Annotated in this window: 26 protein-coding genes; 12 read left to right on the forward strand and 14 right to left on the reverse strand. The window is 69.4% G+C overall.

Annotated elements, in window-relative coordinates:
• Positions 1–47: 47 nt before the first annotated feature.
• From OG588_RS31325 to OG588_RS31350, 6 genes are all read left to right on the forward strand, one after another.
• Positions 48–1109, forward strand: a complete 1062-nt coding sequence (locus OG588_RS31325; RefSeq protein ID WP_405950187.1) for a BMP family protein — start codon at positions 48–50, stop codon at positions 1107–1109.
• A gap of 445 nt (positions 1110–1554) precedes the next feature.
• Positions 1555–3240 (forward strand): ABC transporter ATP-binding protein, encoded by a 1686-nt coding sequence (locus OG588_RS31330; RefSeq protein ID WP_405953254.1) that lies wholly within the window; start codon positions 1555–1557, stop codon positions 3238–3240.
• Entirely contained in the window at positions 3237–4364 is a 1128-nt protein-coding gene (locus OG588_RS31335; protein ID WP_366096507.1) for an ABC transporter permease, read from the forward strand. The genes OG588_RS31330 and OG588_RS31335 overlap by 4 nt, the downstream gene beginning before the upstream one ends.
• On the forward strand, positions 4361–5623 hold the full coding sequence (locus tag OG588_RS31340; protein ID WP_405950188.1) for an ABC transporter permease: 1263 nt from the start codon (positions 4361–4363) through the stop codon (positions 5621–5623). The genes OG588_RS31335 and OG588_RS31340 overlap by 4 nt, the downstream gene beginning before the upstream one ends.
• Positions 5620–6030, forward strand: coding sequence for a cytidine deaminase (locus tag OG588_RS31345; protein ID WP_405950189.1), 411 nt, complete (start codon positions 5620–5622; stop codon positions 6028–6030). The genes OG588_RS31340 and OG588_RS31345 overlap by 4 nt, the downstream gene beginning before the upstream one ends.
• 112 nt (positions 6031–6142) lie before the next feature.
• Complete coding sequence (locus OG588_RS31350; protein ID WP_405953255.1) at positions 6143–7420, forward strand: thymidine phosphorylase; 1278 nt, start codon at positions 6143–6145, stop codon at positions 7418–7420.
• Positions 7421–7923: 503 nt separating this feature from the next.
• On the opposite strand, the gene OG588_RS31355 is transcribed toward OG588_RS31350, so the two are convergent.
• Positions 7924–8844, reverse strand: coding sequence for an AEC family transporter (locus tag OG588_RS31355; RefSeq protein ID WP_405950190.1), 921 nt, complete (start codon positions 8842–8844; stop codon positions 7924–7926).
• 100 nt (positions 8845–8944) lie between these two features.
• Here OG588_RS31355 and OG588_RS31360 point away from each other — a divergent pair, with 100 nt between their 5' ends.
• Positions 8945–9343, forward strand: a complete 399-nt coding sequence (locus tag OG588_RS31360; protein WP_405950191.1) for a hypothetical protein — start codon at positions 8945–8947, stop codon at positions 9341–9343.
• Here OG588_RS31360 and OG588_RS31365 read toward each other — a convergent pair.
• Entirely contained in the window at positions 9227–10246 is a 1020-nt protein-coding gene (locus tag OG588_RS31365) for a sigma-70 family RNA polymerase sigma factor (protein ID WP_026150216.1), read from the reverse strand. The two genes, OG588_RS31360 and OG588_RS31365, sit on opposite strands and share 117 nt — an antisense overlap.
• Before the next feature lie 140 nt (positions 10247–10386).
• Entirely contained in the window at positions 10387–11670 is a 1284-nt protein-coding gene (locus OG588_RS31370) for an MFS transporter (protein WP_405950192.1), read from the reverse strand.
• A gap of 63 nt (positions 11671–11733) precedes the next feature.
• On the opposite strand from OG588_RS31370, the gene OG588_RS31375 reads away from it, so the two are divergent.
• On the forward strand, positions 11734–12690 hold the full coding sequence (locus OG588_RS31375; protein ID WP_405950193.1) for a LysR family transcriptional regulator: 957 nt from the start codon (positions 11734–11736) through the stop codon (positions 12688–12690).
• Between the two features lie 70 nt (positions 12691–12760).
• On the opposite strand, the gene OG588_RS31380 is transcribed toward OG588_RS31375, so the two are convergent.
• A complete protein-coding gene (locus OG588_RS31380; protein WP_405950194.1) occupies positions 12761–13525 on the reverse strand; it encodes a prolyl oligopeptidase family serine peptidase in 765 nt (254 codons plus the stop codon).
• Between the two features lie 113 nt (positions 13526–13638).
• On the opposite strand from OG588_RS31380, the gene OG588_RS31385 reads away from it, so the two are divergent.
• Together OG588_RS31385 and OG588_RS31390 are read left to right on the forward strand one after the other, a co-directional pair.
• Entirely contained in the window at positions 13639–14796 is a 1158-nt protein-coding gene (locus OG588_RS31385) for an adenosine deaminase (RefSeq protein ID WP_405950195.1), read from the forward strand.
• A gap of 140 nt (positions 14797–14936) precedes the next feature.
• Complete coding sequence (locus tag OG588_RS31390) at positions 14937–15296, forward strand: hypothetical protein (RefSeq protein ID WP_019055766.1); 360 nt, start codon at positions 14937–14939, stop codon at positions 15294–15296.
• Between the two features lie 94 nt (positions 15297–15390).
• Here OG588_RS31390 and OG588_RS31395 read toward each other — a convergent pair whose 3' ends face one another.
• From OG588_RS31395 to afsQ1, 5 genes are all read right to left on the reverse strand, one after another.
• Positions 15391–15594 carry a PspC domain-containing protein gene (locus OG588_RS31395; RefSeq protein WP_405950196.1) on the reverse strand — a complete coding sequence of 68 codons (204 nt, stop codon included), beginning with the start codon at positions 15592–15594 and terminating at the stop codon, positions 15391–15393.
• Between the two features lie 94 nt (positions 15595–15688).
• Positions 15689–16240 (reverse strand): VanZ family protein, encoded by a 552-nt coding sequence (locus tag OG588_RS31400; RefSeq protein ID WP_405950197.1) that lies wholly within the window; start codon positions 16238–16240, stop codon positions 15689–15691.
• A 117-nt stretch (positions 16241–16357) separates the two neighbouring features.
• Positions 16358–16972: a hypothetical protein gene (locus tag OG588_RS31405; RefSeq protein WP_405950198.1), complete on the reverse strand. Its 615-nt coding sequence runs from the start codon at positions 16970–16972 to the stop codon at positions 16358–16360.
• A complete protein-coding gene (locus OG588_RS31410; RefSeq protein WP_405950199.1) occupies positions 16969–18555 on the reverse strand; it encodes an ATP-binding protein in 1587 nt (528 codons plus the stop codon). The genes OG588_RS31405 and OG588_RS31410 overlap by 4 nt, the downstream gene beginning before the upstream one ends.
• Positions 18552–19229 (reverse strand): two-component system response regulator AfsQ1, encoded by a 678-nt coding sequence (gene afsQ1, locus OG588_RS31415; RefSeq protein WP_019055771.1) that lies wholly within the window; start codon positions 19227–19229, stop codon positions 18552–18554. The genes OG588_RS31410 and afsQ1 overlap by 4 nt, the downstream gene beginning before the upstream one ends.
• Positions 19230–19496: 267 nt before the next feature.
• Between afsQ1 and OG588_RS31420 the strand changes: the two genes are divergently transcribed.
• On the forward strand, positions 19497–20234 hold the full coding sequence (locus tag OG588_RS31420; RefSeq protein ID WP_019055772.1) for a SigE family RNA polymerase sigma factor: 738 nt from the start codon (positions 19497–19499) through the stop codon (positions 20232–20234).
• A 180-nt stretch (positions 20235–20414) separates the two neighbouring features.
• Here OG588_RS31420 and OG588_RS31425 read toward each other — a convergent pair whose 3' ends face one another.
• A complete protein-coding gene (locus OG588_RS31425) occupies positions 20415–20762 on the reverse strand; it encodes a DUF6281 family protein (RefSeq protein WP_405950200.1) in 348 nt (115 codons plus the stop codon).
• A gap of 34 nt (positions 20763–20796) precedes the next feature.
• Positions 20797–21444: a uridine kinase gene (locus OG588_RS31430; RefSeq protein ID WP_366096493.1), complete on the reverse strand. Its 648-nt coding sequence runs from the start codon at positions 21442–21444 to the stop codon at positions 20797–20799.
• 127 nt (positions 21445–21571) lie between these two features.
• Here OG588_RS31430 and OG588_RS31435 point away from each other — a divergent pair, with 127 nt between their 5' ends.
• Complete coding sequence (locus OG588_RS31435) at positions 21572–21976, forward strand: hypothetical protein (RefSeq protein ID WP_393761824.1); 405 nt, start codon at positions 21572–21574, stop codon at positions 21974–21976.
• 173 nt (positions 21977–22149) lie between these two features.
• Here OG588_RS31435 and OG588_RS31440 read toward each other — a convergent pair whose 3' ends face one another.
• From OG588_RS31440 to deoC, 3 genes are read right to left on the reverse strand one after another with little or no spacing between them, the layout of a single operon-like run.
• Positions 22150–23037: an aldehyde dehydrogenase family protein gene (locus tag OG588_RS31440; protein WP_405950201.1), complete on the reverse strand. Its 888-nt coding sequence runs from the start codon at positions 23035–23037 to the stop codon at positions 22150–22152.
• A complete protein-coding gene (locus OG588_RS31445; RefSeq protein WP_405950202.1) occupies positions 23030–24463 on the reverse strand; it encodes an aldehyde dehydrogenase family protein in 1434 nt (477 codons plus the stop codon). Before OG588_RS31445 ends, OG588_RS31440 begins: the two co-directional genes overlap by 8 nt.
• Before the next feature lie 5 nt (positions 24464–24468).
• Entirely contained in the window at positions 24469–25428 is a 960-nt protein-coding gene (deoC, locus tag OG588_RS31450) for a deoxyribose-phosphate aldolase (RefSeq protein ID WP_026150217.1), read from the reverse strand.
• Between the last annotated feature and the right edge of the window lie 108 nt (positions 25429–25536).

The raw sequence follows: 25536 nt of genomic DNA on the forward strand, positions 1-25536 counted from the left end.
CGGAACCAGCGCCTGGTTTGGGCGCTTGCACGAAGGAGTCTCGTTCCATGCGCCGGGTGTCCCGAATCGCGGTTGCAGGCGTTGCAACCGCAGCTCTTGCAGTAACCGTCTCCGCCTGCGGAAGCTCGTCCAGCGAGTCCAGCTCCAGCAGCTCCAGCAGTGCCGGCACGTCCAAGGGTATTGGTCTTGCCTACGACGTCGGCGGCAAGGGCGACCAGTCCTTCAACGACGCCGCCTACGCGGGTCTCGTGAAGGCCGAGAAGGACTTCGGCGTCAGCGGCCGCGACGTCGAGCCGCAGGACAACGAGTCCGACGCGGACAAGGTGCAGCGCCTGGAGACCCTCGCCAGGTCCGGCTACAACCCGGTGATCGGTGTCGGCTTCGCCTACGCCCCCGCCGTCAAGGAAGCCGCCGCGAAGTTCCCGAAGATCACCTTCGGCATCATCGACGACAACACCATCACGGCCTCGAACGTGGCCGACATGGTCTTCCACGAGGAGCAGTCCTCGTACCTGGCCGGCGTCACCGCCGCGCTGACCACCAAGTCGAACACCGTCGGCTTCGTCGGCGGCGTGGACGTCCCGCTGATCCACAAGTTCGCGGCGGGCTTCGAGCAGGGCGTCAAGGACACCAAGAAGGGCGTCACGGTCAAGACGCAGTACCTGACCCAGACCGCCGCGCAGGGTGGCTTCTCCAGCCCCGACAAGGGCGAGGCCGCGGCCGACGGTCAGATCGAGGCCGGCGCGGACGTGGTCTTCGCGGCCGCCGGTCTCTCCGGCCAGGGCGTCATCAAGTCCGCCGCCGCGCACAAGGTGTGGGCGATCGGTGTCGACTCCGACCAGTACAACCAGGCCGCGCTGGCCAAGTACAAGCCGTACATCCTCACCTCGGCCCTGAAGAACGTCGCGGGCGCGGTCTACGACCTCTCCAAGTCCGTCATCAAGGACAAGAAGCCGCTGAGCGGCGAGATCCGCGGCTCGCTGAGCAACGGCGCGGTCGGCCTGGCCGACTCGAACCCGACCTTCAAGAACAACGCCACCCTGCAGGCCGCTCTCACGAAGGCCGAGGCGGGCATCAAGGACGGCACGATCAAGGTCAAGACCTCCTGAACCGTTGGTTCTAGGCCAGTCACGACCATGGCCAAAAGAGCGCTGTAATGACAGCGTTACGGCCACGGAACGGGGTGTGGGGAGGATGTCTCTCCACGCGCCCCTGCCGTCGATTTCCCGCCTGCCGCGCGACGCCTGGCACGCACGCTCGCCGCGTTGCCGAAACGCCCACGTGGCTCCGCCACGAGGACGCTTCGGCGCCTTGCGATCGCACGCACCAGACGCCGCGCGGCCCGCCCTCCGGGCGGACGACGGGAGATCGACGGCAGGGACGCACCCCGTTCGCGCGGCAGAATGCTCGGAACGGATCGGATGCCAGACAGAAGACGATCAGGTCCGGGCACTATTTAAAGCAGGGGCGCTACGCGCGTAGAGAGGCCCCTTTCCACGAGGAGAGTTCGCCATCGACGCGTCCAGCAACCCTCCACTCGGCGATCAGTCGACGATCGCGGTCGAGCTGGTGGGGATCACCAAGCGATTCCCGGGGGTCGTCGCCAACAGCGACATCCGCCTCAGTGTCCGCAAAGGCACCGTCCACGCCCTCGTCGGCGAGAACGGCGCCGGCAAGTCGACCCTGATGAAGATCCTCTACGGCATGCAGAAGCCGGACGAGGGCACGATCGCCGTCGACGGCGAGCTCGTCACCTTCTCGTCCCCCGCCGACGCCATCGCCCGCGGCATCGGCATGGTCCACCAGCACTTCATGCTCGCCGACAACCTCACCGTCCTGGAGAACGTCGTCCTGGGCAGCGAGAAGCTGCACGGCATCGGCGGCGGCGCCCGCAAGAAGATCAAGGAGATCTCCGACCGCTACGGCCTGAACGTCCGCCCGGACCTTCTCGTCGAGAGCCTCGGTGTCGCCGAGCGCCAGCGCGTGGAGATCCTCAAGGTCCTCTACCGCGGCGCCCGCACCCTGATCCTGGACGAGCCCACCGCCGTCCTGGTGCCGCAGGAGGTCGACGCCCTCTTCAGCAACCTGCGCGAGCTGAAGTCCGAGGGCCTCGCGGTCATCTTCATCTCGCACAAGCTGGGCGAGGTCCTGTCGGTCGCCGACGAGATCACCGTCATCCGGCGCGGCACGACCGTCGGCACGGCCGTCCCCTCCGCGACGACCCCCCGCCAGCTCGCCGAGATGATGGTCGGCAGCGAACTCCCCACCCCCGAGACGGCGGAGTCCACGGTCACCGACACCCCCGTCATCGAGGTCAAGAGCCTCACCGTCTACGCAGCCGGCGGCGCCTCCCTGGGCGCCGAGTCCGAGCCCACCGCAGGCGGGCTCCTCGGCGACCTCGCCCCCGCGACCGGCACCGCCAAGCGCGTCCTGGACGACGTCACCTTCACCATCCACGCCGGTGAGGTCATGGGCATCGCCGGCGTCGAGGGCAACGGCCAGACCGAACTGATCGACGCGCTGATCGGCCTGAAGAACGCCGACTCCGGCACGATCGGCTTCCTCGGCGAGGACATCACGTCCTGGGCCACCCGCAAGCGTCGCGAGCACGGCATCGGCTACATCCCCGAGGACCGCCACCGCCACGGCCTCCTCCTGGAAGCCCCGCTCTGGGAGAACCGCATCCTCGGCCACGTCACCGAGAAGCCCAACTCCAAGGGCGTCTGGCTCGACATCAAGGGCGCCCAGGCCGACACCCGCCGGATCGTCGAGGAGTACGACGTCCGCACCCCCGGCATCGACGTCACCGCCGCCTCCCTCTCCGGCGGCAACCAGCAGAAGCTGATCGTCGGCCGCGAGATGAGCCACAAGCCGAAGTTCCTGATCGCCGCCCACCCCACCCGCGGTGTGGACGTCGGCGCGCAGGCCGCGATCTGGGACCAGATCCGCGAGGCCCGCCGCGAGGGCCTGGCCGTGCTGCTCATCTCCGCCGACCTGGACGAGCTGATCGGCCTGTCGGACACCCTGCGCGTGATCTACGACGGCAGGCTGGTCGCCGATGCCGACCCGGCCACCGTCACACCGGAGGAGCTCGGCTCGGCCATGACCGGCGCCGTGTCCGGTCACCTCGAACACGTCGAGGAAGCAGCAGACGGCGCGGAGAGCACCGTAGAAAACGGCGCGGACAGCACCGTAGAAAACGCGGACGACACCGCCGCCCCGGAGGACGAGGCCCGATGAAGAAGTTCGACAAGGAGCGCGTGCTCCTCGCCGTGGCCGGCCCGGTCATGGCGCTGGTCGCCGCGATCCTGCTGACCTCGGTCGTGCTGCTCGCCTCGGGCAAGAACCCGATCGAGCCGTACAACCTGATGCTCCAGCAGATCGGGTACTCGGACGTCCAGGTGCTGATCATCAACCAGGCGTCGATGTACTACATCGCCGCCCTGGCGGTCGCCCTCGGCTTCCGGATGAACCTGTTCAACATCGGCGTCGACGGCCAATACCGCCTCGGCGCCGTGATGACCGCGGTCGTCGGCGCGCACGTAGCGCTCCCGGCCGCCCTCCAGGTGCCGCTGCTGCTCCTGGTCGCGATCCTCACCGGCGCCTTCTGGGCCGGTATCGCGGGTGTCCTCAAGGTCACCCGCGGGGTCAGCGAGGTCGTCGCGACGATCATGCTCAACGCGATCGCCACCAGCCTGATCCTCTACCTCACGCAGACCAACACGTGGGGCGTGCAGGTCGGCAACAACATGACGACCGGCATCATGAAGAAGTCCGGCTGGATCCCGGGCATCGACCTGGGCTCGGACGTCGGCGAGATCTACGGCCTGGTCTTCCTCGCCGCGATCATGGGCGTCCTGTACTGGCTCGTCCTCAACCGCACCCGCTTCGGCTTCGACCTGCGCGCCACCGGCGAGTCCGAGTCCGCCGCCGCTGCCTCCGGCGTCGACGCCAAGCGCATGACGCTCACCGCGATGCTGATCTCCGGCGGTGTCGCGGGCCTCGCCGGTCTGCCGCTGCTCCTCGGCGACAGCCACACCTACAGCCTCACCTTCCCCGAGGGCCTCGGCTTCACCGCGATCGGCATCGCCCTCCTCGGCCGCAACAACCCCGGCGGCATCGCCCTCGCCGCCCTCCTCTGGGCCTTCCTCGACAAGGCGTCTCCCGCCCTGGACTACGCGACCCCGGTCGCGTACCAGAAGGAGATCGCGACGATCATGCAGGGCCTGATCGTCTTCGCGGTCGTCATCTCGTACGAGGTCGTCCGCACCTGGGGCCTGCGCCGCCAGCAGAAGCGCGTCGGTGAGGAACTCGCCGCTGCCGCCCGCAACAACTCCGAGAAGAAGGAGGTGGCGGCCCGATGAGTACCGCGACCATCGCCAAGCCGCAGGCGCAGCAGCCCGGCAAGGGCGGCCGCCGTTTCTCGCTCCCCGTGCTCCTGCTGATCATCGCGGGCGCGCTCATCCTCACGTCGATCGTCCGTCTCATCACCGGCGCGGACGGCATCACGTCCACCGGCCAGATGTCCACGGCCCTGCGCGCCGCCGTGCCGATCGGCCTCGCCGGTCTCGGCGGCCTGTGGGCCGAGCGCGCGGGCGTCGTCAACATCGGCCTCGAAGGCATGATGATCCTCGGCACCTGGTTCGGCGCCTGGGCCGGCTACCAGTGGGGCCCGTGGGTCGGCATCGTCTTCGGCATCATCGGCGGCTGCCTCGGCGCGCTGCTGCACGCGATCGCCACGGTGACGTTCAACGTCAACCACATCGTCTCCGGTGTCGCCATCAACATCCTGGCGCTGGGCACCACCCGCTACCTCTCGAAGTTCACCTTCGCCAACACCGAGCAGGGCTCCGCCAAGCAGTCCCCACCGATCGACTCGCTCGGCACCTTCGACATCCCGGGACTGTCGAGCTGGCTGGACACCCTCAACGAGAAGCACTGGTTCCTGATCTCGGACCTCGCGGGCCTGATCGGCGGCCTGATCACCGACCTCTCCCCGCTCACCGTCATCGCGGTGGCCCTCGTGCCCGCCACCTGGTGGATCCTGTGGCGCACGGCCTTCGGCCTCCGCCTCCGCTCCTGCGGTGAGAACCCGGTGGCCGCCGAGTCCCTCGGCGTCAACGTCTACAAGTACAAGTACATCGCCGTGATCATCTCCGGCGGCTTCGCCGGCCTCGGCGGCGCCTTCCTGTCGATCGTCGCGTCCAACGTCTACCTCGACGGCCAGACCGGCGGCCGCGGCTACATCGGCCTCGCCTCGATGATCTTCGGCAACTGGATGCCGGGCGGACTCGCCCTCGGCGCGGGCCTGTTCGGCTACACCGACAGCCTCAACCTGCGCGGCGGCGCCACCAACGTCCACGCGCTGATCCTGCTGATCGGCTTCCTGCTCGTCGCCGGCTGCGCCTACATGGTGTGGAAGAAGCGGTACGTCCCGGCCGTCGTCACCGCCGTCCTCGGCGCCCTGATGTTCGTCTGGTACGCCACGACGGACCAGGTCCCGACCCAACTGGTCGGCGCCAGCCCCTACATCGTCACCCTGCTGGTGCTCTCACTCTCCGCGCAGCACCTGCGGATGCCGAAGGCGGACGGCCTGCCGTACCGGAAGGGACAGGGCAAGTGACCTCGCCCGCCGCCGAGCTGGCCGTCGACTGGGAAGAGCTGCGGGCGGAGGCGCGGGAGGCGATGTCCCACGCGTACGCGCCGTACTCGGGCTATCCCGTAGGGGTCGCCGCCCGCGTCGACGACGGCCGCACGGTCTCCGGCTGCAACGTGGAGAACGCGTCGTACGGCCTCGGCCTGTGCGCCGAGTGCGGGCTGGTCTCCAACCTCCAGCGCACCGGCGGCGGCAGGCTGACGCACTTCACGTGCGTCGACGGCAAGGGCGACATCCTCGTCCCGTGCGGCCGCTGCCGGCAGTTGTTGTACGAGTTCGGGGGCCCGGGTCTGCTTCTGGACACACCGGCGGGGATCCTCGCGCTCTCGGAGATGCTCCCGCAGGCCTTCGGGCCGGACCATCTCACCAGGTAACTCCCGTACGGCCCCGCTGAGTCGGGCATCGACGCAACTCGTCGGCCTCCTCAGTGGGGCCGCACATTTTCTGAACGTTCGGAAGGAAAGCCAAGCCATGGCGCAAGTCTCGATGGACGCCATCTCCGTCATCCGCACCAAGCGGGACCGCGGTGAACTGAGCGACGAGCAGATCGACTGGGTCATCGACGCGTACACCCGCGGGGAGGTGGCCGACTACCAAATGGCCGCCCTCAACATGGCGATCCTCCTCAACGGCATGAACCGCCGCGAGATCGCCACCTGGACCGCCGCGATGATCGCCTCCGGCGAGCGCATGGACTTCTCGTCCCTGTCCCGCCCGACGGCCGACAAGCACTCGACGGGCGGAGTGGGCGACAAGATCACGCTCCCCCTGGCCCCCCTGGTCGCGGCCTGCGGCGCGGCCGTCCCCCAGCTCTCGGGCCGAGGCCTCGGCCACACCGGCGGCACCTTGGACAAGCTGGAGTCGATCCCCGGCTGGCGCGCGCTGCTCTCCAACGAGGAGATGCTGCACGTACTGGACACGACCGGCGCGGTGATCTGCGCGGCGGGCGACGGCCTGGCCCCGGCGGACAAGAAGCTGTACTCGCTCCGGGACGTCACGGGCACGGTCGAGGCGATCCCGCTGATCGCCTCCTCGATCATGTCGAAGAAGATCGCCGAGGGCACGGGCTCCCTGGTCCTGGACGTGAAGGTCGGCACGGGCGCGTTCATGAAGACCATTGAGGACGCGCGGGAGTTGGCGTCGACGATGGTGGGCCTGGGCACGGACCACGGCGTCAAGACGGTGGCGCTGCTGACGGACATGTCGACCCCGCTGGGCCTGACGGCAGGCAACGCGCTGGAGGTCCGCGAATCGGTGGAGGTCCTGGCAGGCGGCGGCCCGTCCGACGTGGTGGAACTGACGATCGCGTTGGCCCGGGAGATGCTCGACGCGGCCGGCGTGAAGGACGCCGACCCAGCGAAGGCCCTGGCGGACGGTTCCGCGATGGACGTGTGGCGCCGGATGATCGCGGCACAGGGCGGAGACCCGGACGCGGCCCTGCCGGTGGCCCGCGAGCAGCACGTGGTGAAGGCCCCGACGTCAGGCGTCCTGACCCGCCTCGACGCCTACGACATCGGCATCGCCGCGTGGCGCCTCGGCGCGGGGCGTGCGCGCAAGGAGGACCCGGTGCAGGCGGGCGCGGGAGTGGAGATGCACGCGAAGCCGGGAGACACGGTGACCGCGGGCCAGCCCTTGCTCACCCTGCACACGGACACCCCGGAGCGCTTCGAGTACGCGCTGGAGGCGGTGAAGGGCTCCTACGACATCGGCACCGAGGGAACTACGTTCACGGCTTCGCCGGTGGTGCTGGAGCGCATCGCCTGATCGGTGGTTGGTGGTTGGTCGCGGGGGAGGGGCCGGGACTTCGAGGGTTCCGGCCCCTTTCGCTTTGCCTGGGGGGAAGCGGGCTGAGGCTTGCAAGTCCGGGCCCGCTTACGGCTTTTCAGGGGCGTGCGGAGGGGGCTGGGCTTTTGGATCCCGGTGTCCTTCCGGTTTTTGGGGCGGGGGGAGGGGCCGGCCTTTGGGACTCCGGGCACCTGTTCTTTTGGGGCGCGAGGAGGGGCCGGCCTTTGGGACTCCGGTCACCTGCTTTTTTAGGGGCGCGGGACCGGTTCTTCTCAGGTGCCGGTCCTCGAAGTTTCCAGGGGTGTGGGAGGGGCTGAGCCTTCGGATCCCGGTGTCTTGCGTTGTTTAGGGGCGCGGGGAGGGGCCGGTCTTTGAGACTCCGGCCACCCGCTCTCCCAGGGGCGCGGGGCTGTGTCAATTTGCGGCTCCGCCGCGTGGGCGCGACCAGCCACAACGCACCCGCAGGCAAACAACAACCGCACCTACCCCAGCAGCGCAGCAATCCCCACCAACACCGGCACCGACAACACCGTGGACAGCAGGATCGAGTCCCGAGCCAACCCCTCACCCACCCGATACCGACTCGCGTACGTGTACAGGTTCTGCGCAGCAGGCAACGCCGAGGTCACCACCACGTCGAGCAACCCCGCCCCGTGAATACCGAACACAGCCACAGCCAACGCCCAAGCAATCACCGGCTGCCCCACCGACTTCAGCGCAACCGACCACAACACCGGCCCCCGCTCAACGCCCCGCGCAGGAACCGCACTTCCCCGCAGCGAAATCCCGAACCCGATCAACACCGCCGGCACAGCCATGTTCCCGATCAGGGTGAGCGGATCCATCACCGGGCCCGGAACATGAACCCCGATCCCCGCCACCGCAACCCCCGCAAGCGACCCCACCGCGACCGGATTCCGCAACGGCGTAAGCAGCCGCAGCCACAAAGGCCCCTTCTCACCCGCCCCCGACAGATCGAGGACCGTCAACGCGAGCGGGCTCACCACCACCAGCTGGAACAACATCACCGGCGCCACCAGCGACGCATTGCCCAGGACGTACACCGAGATCGGAATCCCGAGGTTGCCGGAGTTGACGTAACTCGAACACAGCGCCCCGATCGTCGTACGGCCGACACCCCAGCCCCGTACGACCCCCACCACCACGAACACCCCCGCCACCGCAGCCGTGCTCAGCACCGTCACGAGCAGCCCACTGGAGAAGATCACCGACAGATCGGCCCGCGCGAGGGTCGTGAACAGCAGCGCCGGGGACGCGACATTGAAGGCCAGCTTGGTCAGGACGTCCCGCCCGTGTTCGCCGAGGGAACCCCGCACACCGATCAGATAGCCGACCGCGATCACCACACCGATGACCGCGAACCCGGTCAGAACCCCCTGCACGGCACCCCCTCGGCACCGACTTCGGCGCGCGGGAGGGCATCGGGTATCCAGAGCGGGGCTGATCCGTGGGGCATACAGCAAACCTAGGCGGTCGCCCCCGATGAGTTACGACCGCCCACCCGGTCTACCGATCGTGGACGCCAAGACACCCGCTGTACTCGTGCCGGCCCGCCCCGTCACCCGTGACGAGGTGGCGGGGCTGTGCGCCGAGGTACGGGCACTGCTGGAGGCGACGACCGGTGCCGGAGCCGGAGTCGTCCTGGTCGAGGTCGTCGGGCCCGGGCCGCCAGGACTCGGTACTGTCGATCTCCTGGCCCGGCTGCAACTCACCGCCCGGCGGACCGGGGGCGGCCGGATCAGACTCCGCGCCCCCGCCCCCGAACTACGCGCCCTCCTCGACCTGGTCGGACTCCGCTTCGAGATGGAGGGGCAGGTCGAACAGCGGGAACCAGCGCTTGGTGTCCAGGAAGAAGTGGAACCCGGTGAGCCCGCCGTCTGAGATCTCCAGGATCTGGACCGCCCAGGGCGCGTAACCACCCGCCTCCGGGTCCGGCTTGTACTGGGCGAAGCCCGGCAGGCCGTTCACCTGCACCGGGATCAGGCGCGAGCCCTCGCAGGCGGAACCGATCGTCGTCATGAAGCCCGTGATGTCGTCGTGGCCGGTCAGCCACAGGTCGAACGGCGGCATCGTCATGATGGCGTCCTCGTGCAGCAGCGCGGTGAGCGCGGCCATGTCGTAGCCCTCGAAGGCGGCGACGTACCGCTCCAGCAGCTTCTGCTGCTCCTCGTCGAGCGGGTCGGACACGGCCGCGTCGGCCGCCTTGTCGTCCCGCTCGGCGAGGGTCGCCCGAGCCCGCTGCAACGCGCTGTTGACCGACGCGACCGAGGTGTCGAGCAGCTCGGCCACCTCGTTCGCCCGCCAGGCCAGCACCTCGCGCAGGATCAGCACCGCCCGTTGTTTGGGCGGCAGTTGCTGGAGGGCGGCCATGAACGCGAGCCGTACGGACTCCTTGGCCACGGCCGCCTCCGCGGGGTCTGCGACGGTCGGCAGCACCCGCGCGTCCGGCATCGGCTCCAGCCACGTGTTGTCCGCGCGGGGCGACAGCGCGGCCTGCGCGAGAGGGGTGGAGTCGCTGAGATCGACGGGCCGAGCCCGCTTGTTTCCGGCGGACAGCATGTCCAGGCAGACGTTGGTGGCGATCCGGTACAGCCAGGAACGGAGACTGGACCGGCCCTCGAACTTCTCGTAGTTCCGCCAGGCGCGGACCATCGTGTCCTGCACGGCGTCCTCGGCCTCGAAGGACGAGCCGAGCATGCGGTAGCAGTACCCGGTCAGCTCGACGCGGTGTTTCTCCAGCCTGACATCGAGGTCGTCCGTCGTAGTCACAACGCTGTCACTCATGGTCTCGCCCACCCACCCCTGTGGCCGTTCTTCCCTTACCCCGAAACGTAGCGCAGCCCACTGACAATGGCGCGAGGAGTGAATGAACGTGCAGGTCAGAGCGGTAACCGGGCACCCGGTATTGGTGTGGAGCCCCGTCCTCAGGCGCCGGACGGGCTCATCGGTGCCGGCGCCCGTTGCGTCCGCGCCGCCCGCGACCCCAACACAGTGATCGTGACAACACCCGCCACCGCGAGCACCCCCACACCCACCGTCCCGGCCCAGCCCCCCGCGTGGAACGCCATCGCGCCGACCGTACTGCCCGTGCTGGACCCGATGTAGTACGCGGACTGATACAGAGCCGACGCCTGCGCGCGCCCCGTCGTCGCCGTCTTGCTGACCGCCGAGGACGCGACCGCGTGCCCCGCGAAGAAGCCCGCCGTGATGAGGACCAGGCCGAGCAGCACCAGGGGGAGTGAATCGGCGAGGGAGACCACGAGCCCCGCCGCCGTCGTACCGCCCGCCAGGTACAAGGCACCCCGGCGCCCCAGCCGGCCCACCAGCCGCCCCGCCGTGGACGCCGACACGGTCCCCACCAGATACACCAGGAAGATCGAGCCGATGATGCCCTGGGGGAGCGAGAAAGGGGCCTCGGTGAGGCGGTAGCCGATCACCGTGTAGACGCCGCCGAAGACCGTCATGAACAGCGCGCCGATCGCGTAGAGGCGGCACAGCAGCGGGTTCGCGAGGTGGTCGCGGACCGTGCGGGCCAGGACGCGCGGGCGCAGCGAACCTGGCGTGAAGTGCCGCGGGGCCGGAAGCAGCAGCCGGAACGCGATGGCACAACCGACCGCGATGACACCGATCACCCCGACCGCGACCCGCCAGCCCCACTCCTGCGCGACCCACCCGGTGATGACCCGGCCGCTCATCCCGCCGACGCTGTTGCCGGCCACGAACAGACCGATCGCCGTGACCAGCGCCTTCGGCCGCACCTCCTCCGCCAGATAAGCCGTCGCCGAGGCCGGCAGCCCGGCCAGCGCGGCTCCCTGAAGGAACCGCAACGCCACCAGCGCGCCCAGCGACGGCGCGAACGGCACCAGCACCCCGAGGCTCACCGCGACCACCAACGACGCCGTCATGACCGTACGACGTCCAAAACGCTCCGACAGCGCGCTCATCGGCAGGACGAACAACGCGAGCCCACCCGTCGCGGCCGCCACCGTCCAGCTCGCCGCACTCGCCGACACCGCGAAACCGGAGGAGATCAGCGGCAGCAGCGCCTGCGTGGAGTAGAGGAGCGCGAAGGTCGCCACGCCCGCGAGGAACAGCGCGAAGCTCATACGGCGATAGCCGGGACCACCCGGCGTCAGCCGTGAGTCGGAGTCGGGGAGAGGGCTGGTGGCGGCCACGACGGTGGACGCCCCGGTATCGGCGGAAGGCATGCTTCGAAGTTACGTAGACGCCCGCTGATCCGTCCAATGCACGGAAACGCCATAATCGTTCCCATGGTGCATCAGTACAGCTCACAGGCTCACCTGTCACCGTCCGGTGACACAGAAGACATCGTCGCGCTGCTCGCGCCCCGCCTCGCGTACTTCGCCGGCGTCGCCCGCACCGAACACGTCACGCGGGCCGCGCAGGAGATGCAGGTCCCGCAGTCCACCCTGTCGCGGGCGATGGTCCGCCTCGAACAGGACCTGGGCGTCGACCTGTTCGCGCGCAGAGGCCGCACGGTGTCGTTGACCCCCGCCGGGCGCACCTTCCTCACCTCCGTCGACCGCGCCCTCGCCGAGATCGAGAAGGCCGCCGACGAGGTCCGCGCCGACGCCGACCCCGCCACCGGCAAGGTCGCCTTCGGCTTCCTCCACACCCTCGGCTCGGAAACCGTCCCCGGCCTCATCCGCGCCTTCCGCGCCGACCACCCCCGCGTCCGCTTCAGCCTGGTCCAGAACTACGGCGAGGCCATGCTGGAGCGCCTACGCGCCGGCGAACTGGACCTCTGCCTCCTGACCGCCCCGACCCTCGACGCCCCCGACGTCGTGGCCCACCGCCTCGACGTACAGAAGCTCCGCCTAGTCGTCCCGGCCGACCACCGCCTGGCCACACGCAAGCGCATCCGCCTGGCAGAAGCGGCCGACGAGACCTTCGTGACCCTGGAACCCGGCTACGGCCTCCGCAGCATCACCGACGCCGTCTGCAAGGAGGCCGGCTTCCGCCCGAAGATTGCCTTCGAGGGGGAGGAGGCGGAGACCCTACGGGGCCTGGTGGCGGCGGGTTTGGGTGTCGCTCTCCTACCTCCACCGGCCGTCCCCCGCCCGGGAGTTGCAGAACTGACGGTCACAGCTCCAAGGGCGGTAAGAGAGATCGGCGTCGCATGGCTGGACGGCCACCCAGACACACCCCCGGTGGCAGCCTTCAAGCAGTTCCTACTCGCAAGAAAGGGCAACTTGCTACCAACGTAGCGGTCACCCACCCAGGGGCGCGGGGAACTGCGCGACCAGCCCCCACCGGGCCGCACTCCGCGACGAAAGATCAGCCCCTACGAAGCGACCGCCCAAACCCCGCAGCCAACGGCATCCTCAAACCCAAGGGCGGCGGAGCCTGAAGCGCATCCTCAACAGGCCGAGAAAACGCCCGCCCGAACAACGCCCCCATCACGAAGTCCTCGGTGAGCGCGTGCACTTCCTGCCGATGCTGATGCAACCCGTGCCCGTCGGAGTGCACTTCGAACCGACAGATGTCCCGGTTCGCCTTCTTCGCCCGAGCCGCCAACCTGAACGACAGCTCAGGATCGGTCCGTTCGTCGTTCGTGCCGTGCACGATCAGCACCCGCCGCCCAGCGAGTTGTTTCACCGGTTCGGGTGGCGCGGCCACATCCTGTTCGGGCAGCCAAGGAGCCAGCGCCACAACGGAGTTCACCGCTTCGTGCCCCGCGGAGCGCAACGCCGCGCGGGCGCCCATGTCGATCCCGGTGAGACACACGGGCACGTCCCCGTACCGCCGTACGACCTCCTCCACCGCCCACGCCGCGTCGTGCGCGAGCTGCGCCTCGCTGCCGTTCCAGCCGCGTACGCGGTAGTGGACGACATGCGCGGCGAGCCCGTCACCCGCGCCCGCGCGGGCCAGTCGGCGCCCCAACGTCCGTACGGAGGCCGTCGCCAACATGGGGGAGGGTCTACGGCTGGACACCTCCTCGCCACCGGGGAGCAGCAGCACCACGCCGCTCACCGAGGTCGGTTCGGGACCGAGCGCTCTCCCCAGCCGGGCCGTCCTGACCGGCGTCGCTTGCTGTGCCATGACAGAACAGTGTCAGAAGCGAGCGTGTACGCCATCCTTCCGCGCGGTCACCGTTACGTATCGACGGATTCGTACAGCGGGCGATCTACGCGCGTAGGAGTTAGAGTGCGGAAATGACGAGCCAGAGCACCCCGAACACCCCGACGCCGGACCAGATCCGCCGGGCGCCGAAGGTTCTGCTGCACGACCACCTCGACGGCGGTCTCCGCCCGGGGACGATCGTCGAACTCGCGCGGGACGCCGGGTACACCGGACTCCCCGAGGCCGACCCGGACAAGCTCGGCGTGTGGTTCGCCGAGGCCGCCGACTCCGGTTCGCTGGAGCGGTACTTGGAGACCTTCTCGCACACGGTCGCCGTGATGCAGACCCGGGACGCGCTGATCCGGGTGGCCCGCGAGTGCGCCGAGGACCTCGCCGAGGACGGTGTCGTCTACGCCGAGGTGCGGTACGCGCCCGAGCAGCACCTCGACGGCGGGCTCAGCCTCGAAGAGGTCGTCGAGGCCGTCAACGAGGGCTTCCGGCAAGGGGAGTTGCTGGCGAGGGAGAGCGGGCGGCGGATTCGTGTGGGGGCGCTGCTGACTGCCATGCGGCATGCGGCCCGTTCCCTGGAGATCGCCGAACTCGCCAACCGCTACCGCGACTTGGGCGTCGTCGGCTTCGACATCGCGGGCGCGGAGGCCGGGTTCCCGCCCACCCGGCACCTGGACGCCTTCGAGTATCTGAAGCGCGAGAACAATCACTTCACGATCCACGCCGGTGAGGCTTTCGGGCTGCCGTCGATCTGGCAGGCCCTGCAGTGGTGCGGCGCCGACCGGCTCGGGCACGGGGTGCGCATCATCGACGACATCCAGGTGAAGGAGGACGGCTCCGTCGAGCTCGGGCGCCTCGCGTCGTACGTGCGCGACAAGCGCATCCCGCTGGAGCTGTGCCCCAGCTCCAACCTCCAGACCGGCGCCGCCGACTCCTACGCCGAGCACCCCATCGGGCTGCTGCGCCGGCTGCACTTCCGCGCCACGGTCAATACCGATAATCGCCTCATGTCGCACACCAGCATGAGCAAGGAATTCGAGCACCTTGTCGAGGCGTTCGGTTATTCGCTCGACGACATGCAGTGGTTCTCCGTCAATGCTATGAAGTCAGCATTCATTCCTTTCGATGAACGACTCGCCATGATCAATGACGTGATCAAGCCCGGATATGCCGAGCTGAAATCCGAATGGCTGTTCCGGCAGACCGCCTCCACCAGCGGTTCTGTACCCGAAGAGGGCTGAGCGGGGTCGAGTGGGAGGCCCGGAATGCGGGCGGGTGTTCACAATCCGTCCGCATTTCGATGTTTGCGGCGGGTGCCTCCGCGTGTTTACGGTCTTGGACCGCTCACATCCCCGTCATCCCATTCAAGGACGCATTCACCATGAAGCAGTCTGCTGCCAAGACCCTCGGTGTCGCCGCTCTCGGTGCTGCCTTCGCCGCCGTAGGCGCGGGTGCCGCGAGCGCGGCTCCGGCGGTGCCGGACGCCACCCAGGCGCTGGGTGCCGTGACCCACACGCTGCCCGCCGAGAACGTCGCCAAGGCGCTGCCGGGTGCCGGCCAGGCGCTGAGCCAGGCGCAGCCCGCCCTCGCCGGTGGTCTGTCCGCCGTGCAGCCGGCCGCCGAGAAGGTCCTCTCCGACGGCCCGACCGCGCCCGTCGCCGGGCTGCTGGGCGGCCTCCCGCTGTCGAACACGGGCCTGCCCACCCACGGCCTGCCGCTGAACGGCGTCCCCCTGGGCTGAGCCCGCCCCCTGAACGCGCCGATGGGGCGCACCCCCGGACGAGAGGGTGCGCCCCATCGGCGTACGTGCGTATCGGGGCACAGGGACCGAGGCCTCACCAGGCCTCGGTGCGCACCTTGTCCTCGGACGGGAACAGGATCCACAGCACGATGTAGAGCAGGAACTGCGGACCGGGCAGCAGGCACGAGAGCAGGAAGATCACCCGCATCGTGGTCGCGGAGGTACCGAAGCGCCGCGCCAGCGCTGCGCACACTCCGCCGATCATGCGGCCTTGGGTGGGGCGGGCAATGGCGGCCATGGTGGGCTCCTTCGTGAGCGTCTCTCCGAGGCCTCCCCTGCGGCTGCCTCATCTGTCCTCAACCGTACGGAGTCGCAGCGCACCCCGCGTCGCTCTACGGTGCGATGCCGACCCTGGGAATCGTCGGGGTCCGCCCCTGAGACGCTTCCTCCTGGAGGACGGTCGCGGGGAGCGGACTCTCCACCCGGCGACGGAGCCAGGCGCGGGCGGCCGGGACGATCGCGGCGTGCGCGAGGGCCACGCCGACCGTGTTCATGAGCAGCGAGTCGATGTCGACGACCTGGCCCGGCACCCCGGTCTGGAGCAGTTCGATGCCCAGGGAGATCAGGGCGCCCGCCGCGACCGTACGGACGAAGGACGCGAGCGGGGAGACATGGAGTCTGCCGCTGACCGTCGGGAGCAGGACACCCAGCGGGGCCAGCAGCGCGAGGCCCTCACCGATCCGCTTCGACGCCTCCGGCCAGCCCATGGCCAGATCGGCCCGGATGCTGGCCAGCGGGTGCAGATTCGGGGGCATCACCCAGGGGACGTCCCGGGGACGCAGCGTGACCCAGGCGACGAGCACGAGATGTGCGACGAGGAGGACACCTCCTGTCACACGGATGCGAATCGCGGCGCTGCCGCCGATGGAGCCTTCACGCTGCACGCACCACAAGACGCCCTCTCCGGCACGATCGGTTCCGGGTAGGTGCCAAGCACCAGGGTGAGGCCTGCGCCACACGCCCCTTTTCGCGCCCCGTTCACCTCCGGGGCGTACGCGGCTTCAGCCGCCGGTCACCTCGCTGGACGGCGGTGCCTTGGTGCCGGGGTCGGTGCGGACGTCGTCCGTGCACTCGTAGCGGCGCAGGGGCGCGGCGTCCGGGCCGCCGAGGATCACGGAGCCGTCGCCCTCGGCCGCGGCCGAGTCGGAGAACGTACAGACGAGCTGGGCGAGCGCGTACGACGTGAGGTCGGCCGGTGAATTGCTCAGCCGCAGCGCGTCCTTGGGGTCCTTGGCGCCCGGCCCGCTCACCGTCATGCCGCCGCGCACGTCGGTCGTGTAACCGGCGTCCCGCTCGCCCGAGGACGGCGCCTGGGCGAGCTGGTCCAGCAGCCCCTGCGCCACGATCACCCGCCGCTGCGCGTCCGCCGTGCCGTCCGGCACCTGTACGGCCCGGTCGACGGTCACCAGCGACGACCCGCACAGCAGGAACACCTGCACGGGCACCCCGCGCGCGGCCTGCGGCGACACGTCAGGCTCGGTGAGCGTGCACGGCACCCGGGACGGCGCGGCCCCGAAGTCGGTCGGCACCTCGGTGGCCCGGATCCCGCACCCGGCGAGCAGCAGGCCGAGGAACGGAAGGGCCAGCGCGGTGCCGTAGCGGCGTCGTACGTTCATGACGCGGTCTCCTCGGGGCCGGCGCCCTCGCTCTTCTCGCCGTTCTCGGCGCCGGGTTCCTCCGTGAGTGCGGAGGCGTCCCGCGGCAGCCGCAGGGTGAACACCGCGCCGCCCTCGGGGGAGTTGGCGGCGGTGATCCCGCCGCCGTGGAATCGGGCGTTCTCCAGGGCGATGGAGAGACCCAGGCCGCTGCCCTCGGAGCGCGGCCGGGAGGCGCTCGCCTTGTAGAAGCGGTCGAAGACGTGCGGCAGGACGTCCTCCGGGATGCCCGGGCCGTGGTCTCGCACGGCGATGACGAGTTCGTCGTCCTCCAGCCGCACCGACACCCGGACCGGCGAGCCGCCGTGCTTGAGGGCGTTGCCGATGAGGTTGGCGAGGATGACGTCGAGGCGGCGCGGGTCGAGCCGGGAGTGGATGCCGCGCTCGGCGTCCAGGTCGACCGCGTCCAGCCAGGCGCGGGCGTCGATGCACGCGGTGATCTGGTCGGCGAGGTCGACGTCGTCGAGGACGAGCCGGGCGGTGCCCGCGTCGAAGCGGGTGACCTCCATCAGGTTCTCGACGAGGTCACCGAGCCGCTTGGTCTCGCTGACGACGAGCCGTACGGCGGGCTCGATCATCGGGTCCACGCTGCCGGTCTCGGCGTCGAGTTCCTCTTCGAGCACCTCGACCACTGCCGTGATCGCGGTCAGTGGGGTGCGCAGCTCGTGCGACATGTCGGCGACGAACCGGCGCGAGGCGTCGTCGCGGGCGGCCATGTCGGCGACCCGTTTCTCCAGCGCCTCGGCGGTCTGGTTGAACGTCCGTGACAGCTCGGCGAGTTCATCGGTTCCGGAGACCCGCAGCCGGGTGTCGAGCTTGCCCTCGCCGAGCCGGCGCGCGGCGATGCCGAGCCGGTGCACGGGCTTGAGGACGGTCGTCGCGGCGGCCTGCGCGAGCAGCGCGGAACCGATCAGCGCGAGCCCGGTGGCGATACCCAGCGACCAGGCGAGGGAGTTGAGGTCCTTCGCCTCCGGCTCAAGGGACTTGAGCATGTAACCGGTCGGACCGCCGCCGATCATCCGGGTCCCGGCCACCAGATACGGCGTGCCGTGCTCGGTGACCCGCTGCCAGTACAGGTGGTACGGCTCCTTGTTGCCGTCGGTCACCGACTGCTGCTTGTTCACCGCCGTACGCAGCGACTTGGGCACGTCCTCCAGCGAAAAGCCGTTCAGGCCGCCCGAGTTGCCGTAGACCGCCTTGTCGTTCGCGTCCTCGCCGACGAGCAGGACGCTGAAGCGCTGGCTGCTGTTGGCCATCTGGCCCGCGGTGCGCATCAGTTCGTCCTGCGTGGGGTGCGCAGGCAGGGCGCCCGCGCGGTTCTGCATCTCCTGGCGGAAGTCGCGCAGGACGGCGTCCTGGGCGCGGGTGAGGACCGCCTCACGGTTGAGCCAGTACGCGATGCCGGACGCGGACACGGCGGCCGTCAGCGCGACCAGGCCGAACACCACGACCAGCCTGAGACGCAGGCTGGTGAACCGCAGCCGCCACAGAACTCCCTTACGACCCGGGCGCCAGCCGCGGATCCCCCCTGGTGCGTCGGTCACTGAGGCGAGTCCAGGCGGTAGCCGACGCCGCGCACGGTACGGATGAGGGTCGGGGACGAGGGGATGTCCTCGACCTTGGCGCGCAGCCGCTGGACACAGGCGTCCACCAGCCGCGAGTCGCCGAGGTAGTCGTGCTCCCACACCAGGCGCAGCAACTGCTGCCGGGACAGGGCCTGTCCGGGCCGCCGGCTCAGCTCCAGCAGCAACCGCAGCTCGGTGGGCGTGAGTTGGAGGTCCTCGCCGTTCTTCGTGACGGTCATCGCGGCCCGGTCGATGACGAGCGAACCGAACGACGCCGCGTCGTTGGCTTCTCGTTCCCCGCGCCGCAGCACGGCCCGGATGCGGGCGTCCAGGACGCGCCCCTGCACGGGTTTGACCACGTAGTCGTCGGCACCGGACTCCAGTCCGACGACGATGTCGATGTCGTCGGAGCGCGCTGTGAGCAGAATGATCGGCAGCTGGTCCGTGCGCCGGATACGACGGCACACCTCGAAACCGTCGATGCCGGGCAGCATCACATCCAGCACGATCAGGTCCGGCCGCTGCTCACGCAACAGCTTCAGACCGTCCTCGCCGCTGGCAGCGGTGGCTACCCGGTGTCCCTGGCGCGTCAGCGAGAGCTCCAGGGCCGTCCGGATGGCGTCGTCGTCCTCGATCAGCAACAGGGAAGGCACGGGCCTCATTCTGGCCCATGTGGGGGTGGGGTTTCGACACCTGTACGTGTACGTAGCCCTTGTAGGTACGTGTGCGCACCCGTAGCGCCCTTTTCTGTGACCGGACTGTCCGTTTTCTGAGGGCAGCTACAGAGACCGACCCCTGTGACAGCTCTGTGACAGTCGGCGGACAAGCCCATGAAGTGACCCCGGCAGGATTTTCGGCACAGGCAAGGAACCACGCCGGAACATCCGAACACCGGGCAAGTCCACTACGGGGGGCGCGAGATGAACACGCTGCACAGCACCAGCAACAACGCAGTCATCACGCGTCTGCACGATGTCACCCGGGGTTCCGAGAAGTCCGGTGCCGTGAGCGGGCGGGGGTGCGTTCGCGGTGCCGGGCGTCAGCACACCGGGTTCATGACGGTGGTTGACGCGCACACGGGGGAAGCGCACGGGGGAAGCGCGTACAGGGAGGACACGGGGGAGCGTCGCTCGCTGTCGGAGGCGGAGTTCACTGCCTACGTCCAGGAGCGCCGCGCCTCCCTGTACGCAACCGCCTACCACCTGACCGGCGACCGCTTCGAGGCCGAGGACCTGCTCCAGAGCGCACTGTTCTCGACGTACAAGGCATGGGACCGGATCAGCGACAAGGCCGCGGTCGGGGGCTACCTCCGCCGCACCATGACGAACCTGCACATCAGCGCGTGGCGCCGCCGCAAGCTGAACGAGTACCCGACCGAGGAACTGCCGGAGACGCCCGGCGACACGGACGCGATGCGCGGCACGGAACTGCGCGCGGTCCTGTGGCAGGCGCTGTCCCGGCTGCCGGAACTCCAGCGCACCATGCTGGTCCTCCGCTACTACGAGGGCCGCACGGACCCGGAGATCGCGGAGATCCTCGACATCAGTGTCGGCACGGTGAAGTCCAGCATCTGGCGGTCGCTCCGCCGTATGCGTGAGGACGAGGTCCTCAGCTTCGGCCGTGACGAGGAGGACGCCTTCGGGGAGCTTGTCGCCTGAGGGTTCGGGGGGGATAGGTAACGGGGGAGGTCCGGGGGGACCACGGGGGATCGGTACCGGGGGGTGCCGACGGGGTCACGGGGACCATGGGGGGAAACACGGGGGAAGTACCACGGGGGAACGGGGAGAGCGGGACTGGAGGGCCGGGGGGTCCGTCCAGTCCCGCTCTTTCGTGTGCGGTCAGCGGACTTCTTCGTGGACCCTCATGAGCGTCGCCTCCGCGGGCGTGTCACCGACGGCGATGGCGAGGGAGGGATCCATCCCCTCGACCGCGTACGCGGTGGTCTTCCCTTCCGGTACGGCGGCATCGGGATGGTTCGTGTCGTCGCACTCCGGGACGGTGGCGGCGCCCAGCTTCTCGCCGACGGTGAAGTCCACGTTCACGGCCGGGAGATAGCCGCGGTTCTGGAAGGTCACCAGGCCCGAGCAGGAGGCCGCCGAGGATCCCCCGTCCGAGCATCCGACGGCGGCGGCCAGCAGCGCGGTCGTCACGATCAGCCGTCGGCCGGTCCGGAGGGCGGTTGTCATCGGCGTCCTTCTCTCCCTGGGCAGGTCTTTCGCCCTACGACGGAGAAGGCGCCGCATTCGTTCGTGCCGGGCGCCGGCCCACCGCCGCCGCGGCCAGCCGTCCCAGCGCCTCGTCCTTGTCGCAGGCGTACGCGCCGAGTCCGGTCTGCCGGGCCACGATCGAACGCTCAAGACGCATCAGCCGCCACCCGCGCCGCAACAGGAACGGCACGGACTTACGGCCCTCCCGGAGATCCCGCAGGAAGCGACGCCGGAAGGTCCGCATCGGACCCCGGCTCAGGCACAGCGCGTCCGCGAGGACACCCAACTCCTGGCACCGGGTGATCACCTCGGCGGCGAAGATGCCCTCCGCTATGAACAACGGGGTCCGGCCCACATCGACCGCTTCCGTGCCCGTACGGGCGCTGAGCGAGATGTCGTAGACCGGCACGTCCGTACGACCCGTGCGGCACAGCTCGACGATCGCGGCGACCGCGACGTCCGCGTCCCAGGAGTCGGGGTGGTCCCAGTCGATGTCCGAACTCCCCGCCACCTGCGGCAGCGTCGGGTCGTCGCCCTCTTTGTAGAAGTCGTCGAGCCGCAGCACGGGGAGGCCGGACCGGGCGGAGACGAGGGACTTGCCGGAACCCGAGGGGCCGCACAGCAGCACGACACGGGCCGGTGACGGGGAAAGGATGCTCACGGGACACCAGTTTGACGCATTCCGTACGTCCTGCCGACCCCGCGGGTCGGCAGTGGAACGCGCATCACACGTCAACTACCCTTCGTGCTGACCTGATTACCCTGCGCACCAGAAGGTGGCACCAGCAATGGCACGACACACGTCCCCTCAGCATCCGACCGCCCAGCGCGCCCTCGTCGCCCTCGCGACCGCGGGAGTCGCCCTCGGGGCGGGGGCGGCGTCGGCCGCCGCGGACACCTCGCCAGTGGCTGACGTGGTGCGGACTCGGCCCACGTCTCTGGGCAAGATCGACCCGGCGGCGGGGCTTGGTGCGCTCACCGGGACGGTCGGGTATGTCACCGGGCCGGTTGCCGGGCTCAAGCCCAACCCCCTTGCGGGGACAGGTGTTGACCCGCTCGACAACGGGGTTGCGACCCAGCTCGCCGACTTTCAGCCGCTTGCCTCGCAGGCGTTGACGGGGCCGGTGGCTGAGGCTCAGTCGATCGGGAGTATGCCGGTGGTTGGACAGGTGACGGGGCTGTTGGGGGGTTGAGGGATTGCGGGGGAGGGGTGGGGAGCTGCGGTTTCGTTGCCGGGTGACGGCCCGTTGTGGCTGGTCGCGCCCGCGCGGCGGAGCCGCATATTGAACACAGCCCCGCGCCCCTGGACAAGCGGCCTGCGGCCGCTTGATATGACACGCCCCCCCGCGTTAACACGCCCCCTGCGTCAGTACGAGGAGCCGCCTGCTCCCAGTGAGCCCGTCGGATGCCAGACCGTCTTCGTCTCCAGGAAAGCCGTCAGGCGTTCGGTGCCCGGAGTCTCCGTGTAATCCACAGGCTGTGGACGGAGGACTCGCTTGAGGTTGTCCGCCGCTGCGATCTCCAGGTCCTTCGCCAGTACTTCGTCCGCGCCCGCCAAGTCGATCGCGTTGACGTCCTGGTGGGCGGCGAGGGGGGCCGCGATCTCCGCCGTCCTGCCGGAGAGGACGTTGACGACTCCGCCGGGGAGGTCGGAGGTGGCCAGGACCTCGCCCAACGACAGTGCGGGGAGCGGGGAGTTCTCGCTCGCGATGACGATGACCGTGTTGCCGGTCGCGATCACCGGGGCGATGACCGAGATCAGGCCCAGGAAGGAGGACTCCTGGGGTGCGAGGACGGTGACCACTCCCGTCGGCTCGGGGGAGGAGAGGTTGAAGTACGGGCCCGCTACCGGGTTCGCGCCGCCGACCACCTGCGCGATCTTGTCCGTCCAGCCCGCGTACCAGACCCAGCGGTCGATCGCCGCGTCGACGACTGCGGCCGCCTTGGACTTCGACAGGCCCTCCGCGTCCGCGACTTCACGCGCGAACTGGTCCTTGCGGCCCTCCAGCATCTCGGCGATGCGGTAGAGGATCTGGCCGCGGTTGTACGCCGTCGCGCCGGACCAGCCGCCGAACGCCTTGCGCGCCGCTACGACCGCGTCGCGGGCGTCCTTGCGGGAGGACTGGGGTGCGTTCGCCAGCCACTTGCCCTTGGGGTCCGTCACTTCGTACACCCGGCCGCTCTCGGAACGCGGAAACTTCCCGCCGACGTACAGCTTGTAGGTCTTGAAGACGGACAGTCGTGCGTCAGACATCGAGGTACGCCTCCAGGCCGTGGCGACCGCCCTCGCGGCCGTAGCCCGACTCCTTGTAGCCGCCGAACGGCGAGGTCGGGTCGAACTTGTTGAACGTGTTGGACCAGATGACGCCCGCGCGCAGCTTGCTCGCGACCGCGAGGATGCGGGAGCCCTTCTCGGTCCAGATGCCGGCGGAGAGGCCGTACTGCGTGTTGTTGGCCTTCGCGACCGCCTCCTCGGGCGTACGGAAGGTCAGCACCGACAGCACCGGGCCGAAGATCTCGTCGCGGGCGATGGTGTGCGCCTGGGTGACGTTCGTGAAGAGCGTCGGGGCGAACCAGTAGCCGGAGGACGGGAGTTCGCAGGACGGGGACCAGCGCTCGGCGCCCTCCGCCTCGCCCTGTTCCACGAGTGTGGTGATCCGCGCGAGCTGCTCGGCCGAGTTGATCGCGCCGATGTCGGTGTTCTTGTCGAGCGGGTCGCCGAGGCGGAGGGTGGAGAGGCGCCGCTTCAGGGAGTCCAACAACTCGTCCTGGATGGACTCCTGGACGAGGAGTCGGCTGCCCGCGCAGCAGACCTGGCCCTGGTTGAAGAAGATGCCGGTGACGATCCCCTCCACGGCCTGGTCGATGGGGGCGTCGTCGAAGACGATGTTCGCGCCCTTGCCGCCGAGTTCGAGGGTGACCTTCTTGGTCGTGCCGGCCACTTGGCGGGCGATCGCCTTGCCGACCGCCGTGGAACCGGTGAAGGCGACCTTGTTCACGTCCGGGTGCGCGACCAGCGCGGCGCCCGAATCGCCGTATCCCGGAAGGATGTTGACGACACCCTTGGGGAGGCCAGCCTGGCGGCAGATGTCCGCGAAGAAGAGGGCAGAGAGGGGGGTCGTCTCGGCGGGCTTCAACACGACCGTGTTGCCGGTCGCGAGGGCCGGGGCGATCTTCCACGCCAGCATCAGGAGCGGGAAGTTCCAGGGGATGACCTGGCCCGCGACGCCGAGCGGCTGCGGGTTCGCGCCGAAGCCGGCGTGGTCCAACTTGTCGGCCCAGCCCGCGTAGTAGAAGAAGTGCGCGGCGACCAGGGGGAGGTCCGCGTCCCTCGTCTCCTTGATGGGCTTGCCGTTGTCCAGGGTTTCCAGGACGGCCAGTTCGCGGCTGCGCTCCTGGATGATCCGGGCGATGCGGAACAGGTACTTGGCGCGTTCGGAGCCGGGCAGCGCCGACCACTTCTCGAAGGCCTTGCGGGCGGCCTGCACCGCGCGGTCGACGTCCGCCTCGCCCGCCTGGGCGATCTCGGAGAGGACCTCTTCGGTGGAGGGAGAGACGGTCTTGAAGACCTTGCCGTCCGCCGCTTCCGTGAACTCGCCGTCGATGAACAGGCCGTAGGAGGGCGCGATGTCGACGACCGAGCGGGACTCGGGGGCCGGTGCGTAGTCGAAAGTAGCCATGATGGTCAGTCCACCGTCACGTAGTCGGGGCCGGAGTAGCGGCCGGTGGCCAGCTTCTGACGCTGCATCAGCAGGTCGTTCAGGAGCGAGGACGCGCCGAAGCGGAACCAGTGGTTGTCCAGCCAGTCCTCGCCCGCCGTCTCGTTGACGATGACCAGGAACTTGATGGCGTCCTTGGAGGTACGGATACCGCCCGCGGGCTTCACACCGACCTGGATGCCGGTCTGGGCGCGGAAGTCGCGCACCGCCTCCAGCATCAACAGGGTGTTCGCGGGCGTCGCGTTGACGGCGACCTTGCCCGTCGACGTCTTGATGAAGTCCGCGCCGGCCAGCATGCCGAGCCAGCTCGCGCGGCGGATGTTGTCGTACGTCGAGAGTTCGCCGGTCTCGAAGATGACCTTGAGGCGAGCCGCCCCGGACGCCTCCTTCACGGCGACGATCTCGTCGTAGACCTTCATGTAGTTGCCCGCGAGGAACGCCCCGCGGTCGATGACCATGTCGATCTCGTCGGCGCCCGCGGCGACCGCGTCGCGCACGTCGGCCAGCTTCACGGCGAGCGCGGCACGGCCGGCCGGGAACGCGGTGGCGACGGAGGCGACCTTCACGGAGGAACCGGCGACGGCCTCCTTCGCGGTGGCCACCATGTCCGGATAGACACAGACGGCCGCGGTCGAGGGGCTCGTGCGGTCGGTCGGGTCGGGGCGGACCGCCTTGGCGCCGAGCGCCCGGACCTTCCCCGCGGTGTCCGCGCCTTCCAGCGTCGTCAGGTCGACCATCGAGATGGCGAGGTCGATGGCGTACGCCTTCGCGGTGGTCTTGATGGAACGGGTCCCCAGCGAGGCGGCACGCGCCTCCAGGCCGACCGCGTCGACGCCGGGCAGCCCGTGAAGGAAACGGCGCAGCGTACTGTCCGACGCCGTCACCTCGCCGAGTGAGTGTGCAGCAGCAGGTGCAGTGGTGGGCATGGTCACCAGACGAGCATATCTACGCGCGTAGCGGCTGTACAGCCCGGGTGAGATATCGCGCCCTGAAGGGGCGCGGGGAACTGCGCGAGCAACCACGATGCACCTGAG

The sequence above is a fragment of the Streptomyces prunicolor genome, assembly GCF_045162825.1.
GTDB classification, from domain to species: Bacteria; Actinomycetota; Actinomycetes; order Streptomycetales; family Streptomycetaceae; genus Streptomyces; species Streptomyces prunicolor.